Annotated in this window: 13 protein-coding genes; 7 read left to right on the top strand and 6 right to left on the bottom strand. The window is 58.9% G+C overall.

What is annotated here, in order from left to right; genetic code table 11:
- Window positions 1-24 precede the first annotated feature (24 nt).
- Window positions 25-1,410, bottom strand: coding sequence for a PLP-dependent aminotransferase family protein (locus ACP7B1_RS15880; RefSeq protein WP_346305062.1), 1,386 nt, complete (start codon window positions 1,408-1,410; stop codon window positions 25-27).
- Between the two features lie 85 nt (window positions 1,411-1,495).
- Here ACP7B1_RS15880 and ACP7B1_RS15875 point away from each other — a divergent pair, with 85 nt between their 5' ends.
- The 4 genes from ACP7B1_RS15875 (at window position 1,496) to ACP7B1_RS15860 (ending at window position 6,110) form a co-directional block, all read left to right on the top strand.
- Window positions 1,496-1,987 carry an Lrp/AsnC family transcriptional regulator gene (locus ACP7B1_RS15875; RefSeq protein WP_403184301.1) on the top strand — a complete coding sequence of 164 codons (492 nt, stop codon included), beginning with the start codon at window positions 1,496-1,498 and terminating at the stop codon, window positions 1,985-1,987.
- Window positions 1,988-2,113: 126 nt separating this feature from the next.
- Window positions 2,114-3,607, top strand: coding sequence for an NAD-dependent succinate-semialdehyde dehydrogenase (locus ACP7B1_RS15870; protein WP_346307386.1), 1,494 nt, complete (start codon window positions 2,114-2,116; stop codon window positions 3,605-3,607).
- A gap of 23 nt (window positions 3,608-3,630) precedes the next feature.
- Window positions 3,631-5,010, top strand: coding sequence for an aspartate aminotransferase family protein (locus ACP7B1_RS15865; RefSeq protein WP_346307387.1), 1,380 nt, complete (start codon window positions 3,631-3,633; stop codon window positions 5,008-5,010).
- Window positions 5,011-5,042: 32 nt separating this feature from the next.
- Complete coding sequence (locus ACP7B1_RS15860) at window positions 5,043-6,110, top strand: alcohol dehydrogenase family protein (protein ID WP_346307388.1); 1,068 nt, start codon at window positions 5,043-5,045, stop codon at window positions 6,108-6,110.
- Between the two features lie 124 nt (window positions 6,111-6,234).
- On the opposite strand, the gene ACP7B1_RS15855 is transcribed toward ACP7B1_RS15860, so the two are convergent.
- From ACP7B1_RS15855 to ACP7B1_RS15845, 3 genes are all read right to left on the bottom strand, one after another.
- Entirely contained in the window at window positions 6,235-6,648 is a 414-nt protein-coding gene (locus ACP7B1_RS15855) for a DoxX family protein (RefSeq protein WP_346307394.1), read from the bottom strand.
- 67 nt (window positions 6,649-6,715) lie between these two features.
- The gene (locus tag ACP7B1_RS15850) at window positions 6,716-7,126 is read right to left on the bottom strand and encodes a tetratricopeptide repeat protein (protein ID WP_426137106.1); all 411 of its coding nucleotides are present in this window, start codon (window positions 7,124-7,126) and stop codon (window positions 6,716-6,718) included.
- A gap of 75 nt (window positions 7,127-7,201) precedes the next feature.
- Window positions 7,202-8,176, bottom strand: a complete 975-nt coding sequence (locus tag ACP7B1_RS15845) for an MBL fold metallo-hydrolase (RefSeq protein ID WP_346307390.1) — start codon at window positions 8,174-8,176, stop codon at window positions 7,202-7,204.
- 274 nt (window positions 8,177-8,450) lie between these two features.
- Here ACP7B1_RS15845 and ACP7B1_RS15840 point away from each other — a divergent pair, with 274 nt between their 5' ends.
- Together ACP7B1_RS15840 and ACP7B1_RS15835 are read left to right on the top strand one after the other, a co-directional pair.
- On the top strand, window positions 8,451-9,278 hold the full coding sequence (locus tag ACP7B1_RS15840) for a sigma-70 family RNA polymerase sigma factor (RefSeq protein WP_346307391.1): 828 nt from the start codon (window positions 8,451-8,453) through the stop codon (window positions 9,276-9,278).
- Window positions 9,275-10,078, top strand: a complete 804-nt coding sequence (locus ACP7B1_RS15835; RefSeq protein ID WP_346307392.1) for an anti-sigma factor family protein — start codon at window positions 9,275-9,277, stop codon at window positions 10,076-10,078. Before ACP7B1_RS15840 ends, ACP7B1_RS15835 begins: the two co-directional genes overlap by 4 nt.
- 62 nt (window positions 10,079-10,140) lie before the next feature.
- Here ACP7B1_RS15835 and ACP7B1_RS15830 read toward each other — a convergent pair whose 3' ends face one another.
- Entirely contained in the window at window positions 10,141-12,540 is a 2,400-nt protein-coding gene (locus ACP7B1_RS15830) for a PIG-L family deacetylase (RefSeq protein ID WP_426137097.1), read from the bottom strand.
- A gap of 16 nt (window positions 12,541-12,556) precedes the next feature.
- Window positions 12,557-13,780: an ROK family protein gene (locus ACP7B1_RS15825; protein ID WP_426137096.1), complete on the bottom strand. Its 1,224-nt coding sequence runs from the start codon at window positions 13,778-13,780 to the stop codon at window positions 12,557-12,559.
- 256 nt (window positions 13,781-14,036) lie between these two features.
- On the opposite strand from ACP7B1_RS15825, the gene ACP7B1_RS15820 reads away from it, so the two are divergent.
- A complete protein-coding gene (locus ACP7B1_RS15820) occupies window positions 14,037-15,284 on the top strand; it encodes an extracellular solute-binding protein (protein WP_403184316.1) in 1,248 nt (415 codons plus the stop codon).
- Window positions 15,285-15,292: the final 8 nt, after the last annotated feature.

Raw genomic sequence — 15,292 nt, 5'->3', positions numbered from 1 at the left:
TTGCCATGAAATTGCGCGCTTTGACTAAATGGCGAGCAGCAGGTGTTCGGGATCACCCTGCAGCAGACTTCCGACGACCGTGAGGCCGCGCAGCAATTCCTCTTCCGTGGTAGAGCCGAGGGATATGCGCACGGCCGGTGTCCAGTCTTCCTGCGAAATGCGGAATGATGCACCGGGCGCAATAGCGACATTCTGCAGGCGTGCCTGAGCGACGAAGGTCTCTTCCGTTCGCCCGTCGGTCAGTGGCAGCCAGATGTGCAGGCTTTGCGGATGCGAGCGAAAAAATGTGCCCGAAAGCACCTGGGATGCAATTTCATGTCTGCGCCGCAGAGCTTCGCGCTGCCATTCGACCAGCTCCATGGCCGTGCCGTCCTCAACCCAGCGTGTGGCGATCTCCGCGACCATCGGTGTTGCCATCCAGTTGGAAACGAGGTGGCGGTTGGCGACGGCGGCGACGTAACGATCGGGTGCCGCGAGATAACCGATGCGCAAACCGGGTACGACAGTCTTGGTAAAGCTGGTGAAATAGAGGGTTCTCTCGGGAGCCAGCGCGGCAATCGGCGGCGGGCGATCCTCGACCAGGGGGCCGAGTATGTCGCTTTCGACGATGGCAATATCGCGCTTGCGTGCAACCTCGACAATCTGGGCGCGGCGGACCGATCCCATCACCGTCGCATGGGGATTGATCGCTGCCGGCTGCACAAATAGCGCGCGAATGCTGGATTCCTTGCACGCGGCGTCCAACGCCTCGGGGATGATGCCCTGATCGTCAATGGCAATGCCTTTGAGCGTGAGGCCCAGATAGGAGGCGAGTGGCACAAGGGTATGGTGCCCGGTGGCCTCGGTCGCAATCGTCGAGCCGACAGGCGCAACGCTCATGATCGCGACTGTCATCGCAGCAGTCGCGCCGTTGGTAATGCTGATATTCGAGGCGGGGACATCAAGGCCGCACGCACGCAGCCATTTGACTGCCGTGGTGCGGTGGCGCGGAAAAACCACGTTCGGGCGGAACGACAGGGCCGAACTTGCCGGCAGGGTTTCGGACAGCCAGCCCAGCGCCTTCTTCAAACGCTCATGATGCATTTTCTCGCAGACAGGCTTGAGAATCGAAAGGTCAATCACTTCGCCGAGCCGTTCCGGCAGATAGGGTTGATCGATTTCGCGCCGCTGCGCCTTGACGAAACTGCCGCGCCCGGTTTCGCCGGAAAGCATGCCGCGGCGAATGAGTTCCTCATAGGCGCGGCTGACCGTCTGCACGGACAGGTGCAGATCCTCTGCCATCTTCCGGTGAGTTGGCAGGCGGGCGCCTGCTTCCAGCGTTCCGTCACCGATGGCGCGCGCAATCTGGTCCGCCAGGGAGAGATAGGCGGGGCGGGTGAGTGAACTGATATCGGGTCGCCATAATGTCATGATTTTAGATTGATTGAAATCAGGTCAATTGACAATGAGAAAAACACAAGGCCATGATCAATCCACTCTTTGAACTGGAACAGTGATGGGCGCACCAAGGCTTGACGCAATCGACATCCGTATTCTCGACGCCATCCAAAGGGACGGACGGATCACCAAACTCGCCCTTGCCGAACGTGCTGGTATCTCTCCGACACCGTGCTGGACAAGGCTTCGCCGACTGGAAAAGGCGGGGATTATCACAGGCTACCATGCGCGCCTGTCTCTCCGGCTGGTTGCGCCGGTTGCCAGCATTCTGGTGGAAGTCACTCTTGCATCGCACAGGCAGACCGATTTCGAGCGGTTTGAGCGGGCGATCAAGCTTTTGCCTGAGGTGACCTCGTGCTGGTCGGTTGGCGGGGGCGTCGATTACATTCTGAAAATTGTCGCCCGGGACATCGATGCCTATCAGCGGCTGATTGATGATCTGTTGCAGCGGGAGCTCGGCATCGACCGGTATTTTTCCTACATCATCACCAAGACGGTGAAAGAGGAAACAGCTTTGCCTGTGCATGACCTGATCCAGCCGGAAGGCTGACACTCCGGTCCATCTCTCCAAATCAGGGGGCTTAATCAGACAATCTCTCTCTGCGGGCGGCGCATTACAGTCACTCTCTCCTGACGGGATGGGCGAGCATCGCTGGATATTCTCAGGGAGAGCCCGATGTCTGCCCATTTCGCACGACCCGAACGCCATGATGGACTTGACCGCCTGCAGGACCGCAGGACGTTGCGCGATCTTGCCTATATTGATGGCCATTGGAGCTCAGCCAAAGGCGGGCAGACATTCGAGGTGCGTGACCCGGCATCGGGAATGCCGGTGGCATGGGTCGCCGCGCTCGGTCCGCAGGAAACGTCTCTTGCCATCGATGCGGCGTCACGCGCGTTCCGTTCATGGCGCGCGTTGCTGCCGCAACAGCGTGCTGCCGTTTTACGCAAATGGTACGATCTCGTTCTGGCGGCAAAGGAAGATCTCGCGCTGATCATGACGCTCGAGCAAGGCAAACCGCTGGATGAGTCGCGCGGCGAGATCGAATACGCCGCATCCTTCATCGAGTTCTATGCGGAGGAGGGGAAGCGGCTGAACGCGGAAGGCGTGACCAGCCACCTGCCTGGGGCGCAGATGATGGTCAGCCGTGAAGCGATTGGCGTTGTCGGCATCGTCACCCCGTGGAATTTCCCGTCTGCCATGCTGACCCGCAAGGCAGCTGCGGCTCTTGCGGCCGGTTGCACCGTTGTGGCGCATCCCTCATCCGAGACGCCGTTGTCAGCCCTTGCCCTGGCGGAACTGGCGGAGCGGGCCGGGGTGCCTGCCGGTGTTTTCAATATCATCACCGGCAAGGCAGCACCTATCGTTGAGGCGCTTTGTGCCGATCCGCGTGTGCGGGCCTTGAGTTTCACGGGCTCGACCGAGGTCGGACGTCTGATTGCAGCGCAGTGCGCACCGACAATGAAGAATCTCGTCATGGAACTGGGTGGACACGCGCCCCTGATTATCTTTGCCGATAGCGATATCGATCGCGCTGTGGACATTGCGATCGGCGCAAAGTTTGCCACTTCCGGCCAGGACTGTCTGGCGGCCAATCGCATTTATGTGGAGCGGTCGGTGCATGACGTTTTTGTTGCTGCGTTTGCCCGAAAAATGGCGGCGTTGAAAGTGGCATCCGGCCTGACACAGGGAGCGGAAATCGGCCCGTTGATGCACGAAAAGGCCGTGCAGAAGGTTGAAGAACAGGTGCAGGACGCGCTCGATCGCGGTGCCAAGTGCCTTGCCGGCGGCAAGCGTCACGCAGCCGGACCTCTGTTCTTTCAGCCAACGCTGCTGACCAATGTTCCCGACACCGCGCTGATCATGCGCGAGGAAACATTCGGACCAGTGGCCGCTGTGACCGTGTTTGATGACGAGGATGAGGTCATCCGCCGTGCCAATGATACGGAATATGGTCTTGTGGCCTATGTCGTTACCCGCGACGGCCAGCGCATGCTGCGTCTGGGCCGGGCGCTCGAATATGGCATGGTTGCGATCAACCGGGTGAAAATCACCGGTGCACCCGTCCCCTTTGGCGGCGTGAAGCAATCCGGTCTCGGACGGGAAGGGTCGCGCCACGGCATCGAAGCCTTCACCGAACTCAAATATCTCTGCCTCGAAGCAAGCTGAGGCAAAAAGCAGGAGCAATCGACATGTTGGACCGTTCGAACGAGCTGAACGCCTGGGACCGCGACCACTTTTTCCATCCCTCCACCCATATGGGCACCCATGCGCGCGGCGAAAGCCCGACGCGGGTGATAAAGGGCGGCGAAGGCGTGCATATTTTTGATGTGAACGGCAAGAGAAGCCTTGACGCGTTCGCTGGGCTCTACTGCGTCAATGTCGGCTACGGGCGGCAGGAAATAGCCGATGCGATTGCGCAGCAGGCCAAGGAGCTTGCCTATTATCATGCCTATGTCGGGCATGGCACCGAAGTCTCGATCAAGCTGGCCAAGATGATCATCGACCGGGCGCCGGAAGGGATGAGCCGGGTTTATTTCGGTCTTTCCGGGTCCGATGCCAACGAGACCAACATCAAGCTGATCTGGTACTACAACAATGTGCTGGGACGGCCGGACAAGAAGAAGATCATTTCCCGCTGGCGCGGCTATCATGGCTCAGGTGTCATGACGGGAAGCCTGACGGGTCTCGACCTCTTCCACAATGCCTTCGACCTGCCCCGAGCACCAATCCTGCATACGGAAGCACCTTATTACTTCCGCCGGGAAGACCATTCGATGAGCGAAGAGCAGTTCTCCCAGCATTGCGCCGACAAACTGGAGGAAATGATCCTTGCGGAAGGACCCGAGACCGTGGCGGCATTCATCGGCGAACCGATCCTTGGCACCGGAGGCATCGTGCCGCCGCCTGCCGGGTACTGGGAGAAAATACAGGCCGTTCTCAACACATATGATGTGCTTCTGGTCGCCGATGAGGTTGTGACGGGTTTTGGCCGTCTGGGCACCATGTTCGGTTCCGATCATTATGGCATCAAGCCCGATCTGATCACGATTGCCAAGGGCCTGACCTCGGCCTATGCGCCGCTCTCCGGCGTCATCGTCGGCGACAAGGTCTGGCAGGTTCTGGTGCAGGGCTCGGACAAACTCGGATCACTCGGTCATGGATGGACCTATTCGGCGCATCCGATCTGTGCTGCTGCCGGCGTTGCCAATCTGGAACTGATCGACACGCTGGATCTCGTGACCAATGCAGGAGAGACCGGCGCCTATTTCCGCAACGCACTTACCGAAGCACTGGGACATCATCCCATCGTCGGGGAGGTGCGTGGTGACGGCATGCTGGCTGCGGTTGAATTCGTCAAAGACCGGGATGACAGGGTGTTCTTTGACGCATCGCAAAAGGTCGGCCCGCAAATTGCGGCAGCACTGGCGGAACGCGGTGTGATCGGGCGGGCAATGCCGCAGGGCGATATCCTCGGATTTGCCCCTCCATTGTGTCTCACGCGGGACGAGGCGGATATTGTTGTCAACGCAGCCGTTGCGGCTGTCGATGCCGTTGCAAAAGCGCTCTGAGGTCGAGGACGATGGATACGGTTTCCCGAACAATGTCAGCCGTGTTGCTGACCGGGCACGGCGATCTCGACAAGCTGGTGTACCGGACCGATGTGCCGGTGGCGCAACCGGTGGCAGGCGAGGTTCTGATCGAAATCTCCGCCTGCGGCATGAACAACACGGATGTGTGGGTGCGCCAGGGCGCTTATGGTACGGAGAATGATGCGAGCGCGGTTTCCAGCTGGCGGCGGCAGGACCCGACGCTCACCTTTCCGCGCATCCAGGGCACGGATATTGTGGGCCATGTCGTGGCTGTAGGCGCAGGTGTTGCCGATAGTCGTATCGGCGAGCGTGTCATGGTGGATTTTTCCATCTATAACCGTGAAGACGACAGCCTTGCCGATATCGATTATATTGGTCATGGCCGTGACGGCGGCTACGCTGAGTATGTGGCTGTGCCTGCGGAAAACGCCCATGTGGTCAACACCGATATGACCGATGTCGAGCTGGCGACCTTCTGCTGTGCTTATCTGACCGGCGAACAGATGCTTGAGCGAGCCGGATTGAAATCCGGTGAACGGGTTCTTGTCACGGGTGCTTCGGGCGGTGTTGGCTCGGGCATCGTTCAATTGGCGCGGGCGCGCGGTGCCATTCCCTATGCCGTGGTTGGCGCCGGCAAGGAGCAGGCGCTGCTTGATATCGGCGCCGAGGCAGTCATTACCCGCGGTGACGGTGATCTTGTCACTGCCGTGGAGCGTGTTCTCAACGGCAAGCCCATCGATGTGGTTGCCGATCTTGTCGGTGGCCTCCTGTTCAATGATCTTCTGCGCATCCTGCGGCCGGAAGGCCGTTATACGACGGCCGGTGCCATCGGCGGACCTGTGGTACAACTCGACCTTCGGACCATGTATCTGAAACAGCTGCAATTACACGGATCGTCCCAGGGCACACGCGGCGATTTCCGCCGCATTGTCCGCTATATCGAGGAAGGCAAGATCAAACCACTTGTCGGTGGTGTCTACCCGCTCTCCGAATTCCACCGCGCGCAGAGTGATTTCATGGCGAAGGCATTTGTCGGTAAACTCGTCGTCGTACCCGATGCGAAATATGAGCTGGCTTGAGTAAGGGTAAAATGGCGTCGCGCAGCAGCGTTACCCGGCTGGCCAGCCATGGCTGCTGCGCGCTCGATCTTTGCCGGCAGGCGCGTCACGGCGCACTGAACGCGATGACCGATCCAAGACACCGTCAGAGCTTTATCGGGTGCGGCCGCATCAAGTTGTCAAGCGACAGATTCCCGGCGCCTCCAACGACCAGGGCAAACATGCCGCCCGCAATGGCGAGATCCTTTTCGAAATGCAGCAGCTCGTTCTGGTTGGCGAAATTGGTGTGGAACAGCACCGCGGTCAGCAGGCAGAATATCCCCAGTGCCAAAGCGCCAAGGCGGGCGTAACAGCCAAAAGCGATGGAAATGCCAGCACAGATCTGAAGGGCGATGGTCGCCAGGGCAAGCGGTGCGTTCACACCGAGTTTTGCCATGACTGAAATTGTCCCATCCAGGTTTGCGGCCAGCGTAAAACCCTCGTGCAGAAATATCCAGGCCAGCAACAGCCGGCTGAACAGCATCAAAACATCGGCGAGATGCGTGCCTTTTGCCATCATGTTCACGACGTTTTCTCCCTTTTGGCTGGCGAAAAAGGCAGGCGGCGGTGAGCCGCCTGCCTTAGCGTTATTTGGTGCCGTTTGAGGCAATGAATTTTTGCAGGTCTTCAAGCTCTTCACAGCCATTTGGACAGAGCCGTGTCAGCGATGCCACCTGCTCGTTTGCCTTGTCCATTTTGCCGGTCTCGACAAAGAGCTCGCCCAAATATTCACGGGCGGCCTTGTGATCAGGCTGGAGTTCCAAGGCTTTGGTATAATAGGTCAGGGATGTCTCGAAATCACCTGTCTTGCGCAGTGTGTAGCCAAGGAGGTTGTAGACGTCGGCCTGTGGGCTGTCTTCGGCCAGCCCACGCAGCTCCTCCAAAGCGCCGGTATAGTTCTTTGCTGCGATCTTTGCGCGCACTGATGTCAGATCCGGAGCGCCTGCCGTCTCCATATTATCGACGGCGTAGGCCGGTGCGACAACGGTGCCGGGCATCAGGGTTGCAGCAGTGACAAGGCTTACAAAGCCGATGAATGCATTCTTGATCATGATCCTATCTCCTTTGTGTTTCTAAGCTTGGACGGTGGCCGTGAAGCCATAGGCGTTGCCGTCCTTGACGAAAGTGCCCGAGCCGGGGAACGGAAAATGTGAACCGCAGATCTGTATCTTGTCGGCGATCACACGATCGATGAGCTTGCGGCGGGTGGTAATGGCGGTCGGGCCATCCTGATCGTAGCTGCCTTGCCATTCCGGGTGGGGCGCAAGCAGGGCAGGCACGTACATCGTGTCGGCCGAGACAAGCAATTGCTCATTGCCGGAGGCGACAAGGAAAGCGGAGTGTCCAGGTGTGTGACCGGGTGCCGCAATCAGGTGTATGCCGGGGGCGACTTCCGCGCCGTCCTTGACCAGATGCCAGTTCTTCCATGTCGGAAAAACCTGGGCAATGCGCTTGCCGGCCGGTTTGCGGCCCTCCGCCAGCTTGTCAACGCGTCCCGGTTCGGTCCACCAATTGTATTCAGTGTCGTTTACGACGAGTTCGGCATTTGGAAATACCGGGGCATTCGTCTCCTTCTCCATCAGCCCCCACACATGATCGGGGTGGAAGTGCGAGATGATGACGGTGTCGATCTTTGTATGGTCTATTCCGGCCGCCTGCATGTTTGCCGGCAGATGGGTGGCATTCGCCTGCCATTGGCCAACGCCGGAGCCCGCATCCATCATCACCAGCCGGTCACCGATTTTCAGCACGACGACAGTCAGCGGAATGGGCATGAATTCAGTGGTCAGGCCCGCCTTCGCCAAGGCCTGCTTGGTCTCGTCGACAGAAGCATTTTTGATGAATGCCGGGTCATGCGGTTTGCGCCAGATGCCGTCATAGACGGCCGTGATCTCGACCGATCCGACCTTGTATTTGTAGAAGCCCACGGACGGTTCGATTGGCGTTTCAGCCCATGACGGCGGGATAAATTCGAGTTGCCTGGAAAGCCCGAAGGCCGCCGCAGCGGCCGCGGATCCGAGAACGGCGCGACGTGTAATGTCGAACATTGGAATTCTCCTTCAATGGAAAGCTCTAGCCAAACGGAGAACATGGTTCGATCAGTGCCTCCGCTGATGAAATAGATTGAGATCAGCAGGGGTTTATTCGCATTGGCCGCGGGTTTTTATGCAAGGCATTGAAAATGTTGGAGCAATTCTGACGGACTGTAGCTGCGCAAGGTACCTTAAAACGGTGTAAGATGAGTATTCTGCGCCAGCGGCGAAATAATTTGCGGGTTTCGGGAATATTCTGACGTCTTGTTTGATCTAGGTAACAAACGGCTTGTGGAATTTCGGAGAGGATTCAAGCGCGGCGACCGTGCCGCTTGGGAACACCATGACACAAATGCACCCGGCAACCATATCAATGCTTGTTCCAAATTCCACCCGTGCGGCGCTTGCCTGGCGGTTGCGGCTCGTGGGTATGCGCGCATTTCTGGCAAATGTGCTGTCGCGGTGCACCCCTGGCGGACAAGGCGGGGGATTGCCGGGCCTCATTGTGCATATGGCAGGGCTGGCAGGTCATGGCGTCGCCTCGGAAAGGGTGCGCACTGCGGCCGATACTGCAGCGCGATTTAACCGGCTGATCATTCCGCATTTAGACGCCGCTTACAATTTTGCCCGTTTTCTGAGCCGTGACGGGGACGCCGCGCAGGATATTGTTCAGGATGCTTTCCTGCGCGCCTATCGCAGCTTTGACGGGTATCGCGGCGGTGACGCGCGATCCTGGGTCTTTACCATTGTCAGGAATTGCTACCATGTCTGGCTGCAGGAAAATCGCCGCAAGTCTCGCGTTGAAATGCCTCTGACGGACAATAGTGACGGTGAGTCACCCTCTATCGCGCAGAACATTGCCTCCGAAGAGGATACGCCCGAGGCCGCTTTGATCCGCAAGACGGAATCCGAACATGTCCGTATGGTCATATATTCGCTCCCTGATGCGTTGCGTGAAATATTGGTGTTGCGCGAACTCGAACAGCTTTCGTATCGGCAGATTGCTGACATCACAGACCTGCCCATTGGGACGGTCATGTCACGGCTCGCCCGCGCCCGGCAGGAATTCGCCAAGGCTTGGCACGGTGAAGCCAGCAACGAGGCAGCAGCATCATGAGCGAGACCAAACCGGAAAAATGCTCCGACTGGGCTGTCATGCTACACGGCTTCATCGATGGCGAGCTCGACTCAATGCACGCGCTGCAATTTGAAGAGCACCTTGCCACCTGTGCAAATTGTACGGCGGAGCTGGAGAAGTTCACGGAACTGAAAAACATCATTGGTCAGGGCGGTGTCCGGTGGCAGATGCCCGAGCGTGTTCGCGAGCGGATCGTGTCAGCACTTTCACATGAGATCGACGGAGAGCTATCAAGCTCCCCCGCATCGGCATATCGCCCCGCCACGTGGCGGGCAGCCGTGGGTTTCATCAAGCGCTGGAGTTTTGTTCCGTCATTCGCGGCACTGGCTGCAAGTATTTTTCTCGTATTGTCGGTGCAGCCCGAGACCACTGTGCTCCAGGATCAGATTCTTGCCAGCCATGTACGATCCCTGCTCGTCGACCACCTGACCGATGTGCAGACATCCGATCAACATACGGTCAAACCCTGGTTCAACGGCAAGATCGATTATTCTCCGCCGGTCATCGACCTCTCAGCACAGGGTTTTCCCCTTGTCGGCGGCCGCGTGGACTATATCAATGGCAGGGTGGTGGCGGTTCTGGTGTACCGCCGGCACGGTCACGTCATCAATGTGTTCGTCTGGCCCGCATCTCCCATTGCGGCGGCAAGCAGGACACGTGAGGGCTATAATTTTGCCGAATGGTCCAGTGGCGGCCTGACATTCTGGGCGGTGTCGGATGTCAGCGTTGCTGATCTTGCGGCCTTCCGCGCGGATTTTGTCGCGGCTGCCGAGAAGTAGGGATCACAGGAACAGGTCTTCGGACGACAGGCCGTAGTGGCTCATCCCTATGCTCATGTTCGTCAGGCTGGCTGCACGAGATTGGCCATCAGTCTGAAAGCGCCTGGCACCAGTCTGTCGAGCTGATGATGCAGGACAAGGCCGGTATGGGTGTGCCTGCCCTTGCCGATGCGGGCCGAGATCAGCCCGCCGTTCAGCGGCTGTTCGTTGGCATCATGCATGGACAATAGCGGCTCATAGGCATTGTCAAAATCCGACGCGAAATAAAGTCCGCGTTCCTTGTCCCATCCGTCCCAATCGGCTGGCCCAATAATATTGGGGCCTGTCAGCAGGGGGTGCCGGAGTGACAATATCGTTACCGGGGCGTGGGGATCGGTCACGCGCCAACGCAGTGACGGTGATCCGATTTTCAGATAGCGCGGCGGCGTGACGCTGGAAATCCAACCGTCACTGGGACGATGGTACAGCGTGACGAGATGACCGCCGTTTTCAACAAAATTGTGAATGCGCGATGTCGCTGCGCTCAGGTCTTTCCGCAGGCCGAATGTGAAAATGCCGACGACTATGGTGGTAAAATACGAGAGGTCGCCGCCAAGGGTCTCCGCGTCGAGTTCCGTGACATCCAGTCCCATGCGCTGAAGCCACAGGGCGACCTTGTCGGCGCCGCCGCCGATGTAGCCGATCTTGGCGCCTTCCGGCAGCTTCAAGTCCAGCGTCAACACCCTTAGCCGTTCAGGGGCGATGAATACCGAGCGTCCGGTGTGCGGGTAGGAGATGGGCGTGGTGCGCATGGCTGGGTGCTCGGATATCTCCGGCGTGATCTGGGTAATCCCGGCGGGCAGGGTCTCCGGAGCAGACAGCAACCATTGGCCGTCCTGCGGCTTCATTGTCCAGCCGGGCGGCGCGTCAAAGCGCAAAGCAACCGCGGGATCCATCCCGTCGACCCCGATCTGCCAGCTGCGCATCGTATCACCGCGTTTGGCGATGATGGCCTCGGGCAGGAATGTCAGGGAATGCCTGGGCACGATGCTCAATGGCTCTTCAAGATCGAACGTGCCTCGAACCTGCCGGTTGCCAATTCTGGCGGTAACATTGGCGAAAGCCACGCCGTTTCCACCGAGGCTGGACCAGATGCGTCCATATGGGTTTGTCAGCGCTGCAGCTGCAGACGCTTCGATGTCGAATGACCGGGACCTTGCGGTGTCCTGCGATCGCGTAACAACTACGCCGGATGGCAGCGTGATCGATATGTCGTCCGGGAGCGGGATGGACGGATTGTCCATATGCACCGTAATGCGACCGGTGCTTCCGGGTGACAGGTGCTGCGGTTCTGCAATCGCCCGCACGTCTATCCCGGCCGTCTCAAACAATGCCGCGTGAATTTCCCGCCGCTTGCGATCCAGTCGATGTCCGTGCCGTGCCATGAAGTCCGGCGAGGCCAGCGTTTCGACACTGTCGATGTAGCCGGCAGCATCCTGGAGAAGCGCGGTGATGCGGTCGCGGTTTGGAAAGGCCTGGATGGCTGCATTGAGGGCGTCGTGGGCCGATGCGAGCGCTTGGCTCGTGGAATGATCTGCGGTGTTGGCGAGTTCTGCGAGCGTCGCCGGAATGTCTTCGAGAATGGAACGCTCGTGTCGGCTTCCTCTTGGACCATGCAGCAGATGCAGCGGCCAAGAGGACCGTGGCGTATCGCGCCAGACCCCCATGCCCTGGGAGGCATGATAGGCGCGTGACCATTCGCCGATATGGTCGTAAGCGGCTCCCGTTGCGGGTTCCGTACCGGAAGCGTCGATGGCAATCGTTGCATCCGGTGGGGGAATCTCGTCATCATAGGTGTCGCCGCCGCCCGGCCAGGCGGGAAGGTAGTACTTGGCCACGCGCCACGGCGTCAGGCCCTCGGCAAAATGTTCGGGATAAGCCTCGGCATCCGCTGCGAGGGCAATGGCCGCTTCGGCAGCGCGGGTCATGGCGCGGTGATGACCGTGCTGTCCGGGAACATCCAGAAATGTCGGAATGACGATATCCGGCCTCTCCTGCCGATAGGCGCGCACCAGGCGTTCGACGATGCGCTTTTCGTCCCATCGGACAAATGTCGCATCGCCGTCCTTGGAAAAACCGAAATCATGCACCGGGTCTTGCGGCCCGTGTCCGAGCCAATGAACGTCCGCGTCGAGCTGCCGGGCCGCCTCCTCCAACTCACGCGATCGCAGCACGCCGAGCGCCCCCAGGCGCTCAGGCCCAAGCGCATTCTGTCCGCCTTCACCACGGGTCGAGCAGGCGATCACAACCCGCATTCCCAGGCCGAAGCGGAACATGGCCAAGAGACCGTTCTGCTCGTCATCGGGATGCGCGCCGGTGTTCATGACAGTCACGGTCGATGTCAATCGGGACAGCGCATGGTGCAGCCGGACGAGGGCCGGTCGGGACTTTTGTCGTTCGATCCGCTCATGGGACGTCAGCACGGTATCCTCCTGCCGCTTATAACGTGTTGTGGGCTATGTCTGTTGGCGATGTATCGAGTTTGGGGGTTACGACCTCGAAGAGCGGCAGCGCTGCGGCGCCAAGGGCGGCGGTCAATTGACCCGTTTGGCCGCGCTGGACGCGCGGGAGGGAGCGCGCACGGCGGCTCGCCACAGACACGGGCAAATGATGCATGGCGGAAATGATGTCATCGATGATTGCGTCTGGCATGGCTCCGCCCAGCATTACGGTTTCCGGATCAAGAATATTTTCCAGCATCGAAACCATCGGGCTCAAATAGTCTGCGGCCTCGCCAATCCACGCTCTCAGAACGGGATGGTTGGCGGTATGAAGGGCTTCAAGGTCGGAAAATTCGCTGGCGGCGATGCCTGCCTCGCGCAACTTTTCCTTCAGGGCATGCAGCGAGGCATAGAGTTCGAGGCAGCCGCTCTGGCCGCACGGGCATTGTTTTCCGCGCGGTGCGACCACGATGTGTCCGATTTCACCGGCATTGCCGAAAGCACCGCGAAACGGTGTTCCCTCGTGGATGACGCCAAGGCCGATACCGGCGCCGAAGTAAATCATGCAGAAATCAGAAATCGTCTGGCCGGCACCGAACAGCCGCTCGCCAACCACGGCGGCGGTGGCGTCGTTTTCAACGATGACCAGTTCGCCGCTCGCCTCGGATAGAACTTTTGCAGTGTCAATCGCTCCCCAACCGGGAAGGGTGGTTGGGCCAACGGACGTCATGCCATCGATCTCAAACGGTCCGGGCATCACCACGCCGATACCAAGCAGGTTCGATTTGAAGAGGCCCCGAATCTTGTCCACCTCCCCGACAAAGCGGGGAATGAAATGATCGGGCGTGGTGTTTTTGACGGGAACGATTTCCTTGGAACGCACTTGGCCGGCGAGGTCCAAAACAACGATCACCATGTGATCCGCGGCAATCTCGATGCCGATGGTAATGGCCCCCTCGGGATTGACTGCGAACTGTATGGGAGGCTGGCCACGGCCGGACCGCAGGCGTCCGACTTCCATCAGCAGGTTGTCGCTTACCAGTTCATCAACGATATTGGCCACCGCCTGGGCGGTCAGCTGGGTGAGCTTGGCGATGTGCATGCGTCCCAGCGAGCCATGAATGCGCACGACATCCAGCACAACGCGCCGGTTGTGATGCCGGCTGCGCTCGGGGTTTTTGCCGATGGCAATCTGATGCGTACCGCTCATCTGTCGGGTCATATCGCAAACCTTCGATTCCAGTCTTTTACCGATACCTCCAAGAGGCGTTCTGACGCAATACAATAATTCAAGTAAAGTATGTTATTGACAAATCATCGCTGACGGTGAAGCTTATAAGTAAGCCGCGACAACGTTCGCGGTTGCTGCAGCAGAAACATTGCCATGCGGTGGGATGAGGTCATGGGCATCGCCGATGCCTGGGGAACAAGGAAGCTCTGCATCCGATGATGGATATGGCAGGGCACAGGAGGTTTATATGCGTAAAGGAATTCTATTGGCCGGTCTGCTTGCCGGAGTCGCCTCGTTTGCCGCAAGCACGGCGCAGGCGGTCGAGATCGAATATTGGCAGTATGTGTACGAAACCCGCGTCAAGGCAATGGATCAGCTGATTGCCAATTTCGAGAAGGCCAATCCCGGCATCACGGTCAAGCAGACGACCTTCCCCTATGCCGATTACCAGACACGCATCGTTGCAGCCAATATGGGCGGCAAGGGTCCGGATGTCATGCAGCTGTTTTACGGATGGCTCGACAAGTTTGTTGCGGGCAAGCTGCTGCAGCCGCTGCCGGCCGACACGTTTCCGCACGACAAGATTGAAAGCGATTTCTTTCCCATCGTGACAGCGATGAAGAGGGGCAATGATTACTATGGTCTGCCGACGGCTGTCCGCTCGCTAGCGCTGTTCTACAACAAGAAATTGCTGAAAGAAGCAGGCATTGAAAATCCGCCGAAGACGCTGGACGATTTTGTTGCAGCGGGCGTTGCGACAACCAAGCGCGATGCGGCTGGAAATCTTGTCGTCGCCGGCACCACGCTGGATATGGCAGGGCAGGATCACCAGTGGTGGCGTGAAATTCTCATCCGGCAATATGGCGGCGAACCCTATTCGGCCGACAATACCAAGGTCACATACAACAGTGACGCCGGCATCAAGGCCCTGAAGTTCTACACCAGCCTGCAGACGGAGAAGAAGATCGGCCAGGTCGGCTTCATGGACGAAGGTCAGGCGGCATTTCGCGCAGGCATGGCGGCCATGACCATCGACGGGACGTTCCGTCTCGGCTCCTTCAAGACGATCAACACCTTCGAGTGGGGGGTCACCGAACTGCCTGCCAACGCGGAAGGCGTGCGGTCCAACTATGCGAGCTATTTCGCCAACGGTATCGGCGCGCGTGTCAGCGGCGAAAAACTCGAAGCGTCGAAGAAGTTCCTGGCCTATATCTCGTCACCGGAAGCCATGGACATCTGGCTGAAGACGGTGGGCGAGTTGCCCGCGCGCCGTTCCGCCGCCCTGACGGAAGCCAATCTTGCCGATCCGATCTTTGGCCCGTTCCTCAAGGGTCTTGAATATGCGCATACCACGCAATTCGTCGACGAGGCCGCGCAGCGCCAGACGGCTATGGACATGACCAACCGTGTTCTTCTGGAAGGACAGTCGCCGGAAGCCTCGATTGCCCAGGCGGCAACCGCCGAACAGGCAATCATCGATTCTGCCAAGAAGTAAGGGCACCG

The sequence above is a fragment of the Phyllobacterium sp. SL163 genome (genome assembly GCF_049896885.1).
GTDB classification, from domain to species: Bacteria; Pseudomonadota; Alphaproteobacteria; order Rhizobiales; family Rhizobiaceae; genus Phyllobacterium; species Phyllobacterium calauticae.
This window is presented reverse-complemented; position numbering and strand designations above follow the sequence as displayed.

What these genes read in the sequence shown, in the direction of transcription:
- ACP7B1_RS15845 (WP_346307390.1), bottom strand. Translation starts at nt 8,176, where the DNA reads ATGTTCGACATTACACGTCGCGCCGTTCTCGGATCCGCGGCCGCTGCG.
- ACP7B1_RS15850 (WP_426137106.1), bottom strand. Translation starts at nt 7,126, where the DNA reads ATGCCCGGCACCGTTGTCGCACCGGCCTACGCCGTCGATAATATGGAG.
- ACP7B1_RS15865 (WP_346307387.1), top strand. Translation starts at nt 3,631, where the DNA reads ATGTTGGACCGTTCGAACGAGCTGAACGCCTGGGACCGCGACCACTTT.
- ACP7B1_RS15820 (WP_403184316.1), top strand. Translation starts at nt 14,037, where the DNA reads ATGCGTAAAGGAATTCTATTGGCCGGTCTGCTTGCCGGAGTCGCCTCG.
- ACP7B1_RS15860 (WP_346307388.1), top strand. Translation starts at nt 5,043, where the DNA reads ATGTCAGCCGTGTTGCTGACCGGGCACGGCGATCTCGACAAGCTGGTG.
- ACP7B1_RS15855 (WP_346307394.1), bottom strand. Translation starts at nt 6,648, where the DNA reads ATGATGGCAAAAGGCACGCATCTCGCCGATGTTTTGATGCTGTTCAGC.
- ACP7B1_RS15870 (WP_346307386.1), top strand. Translation starts at nt 2,114, where the DNA reads ATGTCTGCCCATTTCGCACGACCCGAACGCCATGATGGACTTGACCGC.
- ACP7B1_RS15880 (WP_346305062.1), bottom strand. Translation starts at nt 1,410, where the DNA reads ATGACATTATGGCGACCCGATATCAGTTCACTCACCCGCCCCGCCTAT.
- ACP7B1_RS15875 (WP_403184301.1), top strand. Translation starts at nt 1,496, where the DNA reads ATGGGCGCACCAAGGCTTGACGCAATCGACATCCGTATTCTCGACGCC.
- ACP7B1_RS15825 (WP_426137096.1), bottom strand. Translation starts at nt 13,780, where the DNA reads ATGACCCGACAGATGAGCGGTACGCATCAGATTGCCATCGGCAAAAAC.
- ACP7B1_RS15835 (WP_346307392.1), top strand. Translation starts at nt 9,275, where the DNA reads ATGAGCGAGACCAAACCGGAAAAATGCTCCGACTGGGCTGTCATGCTA.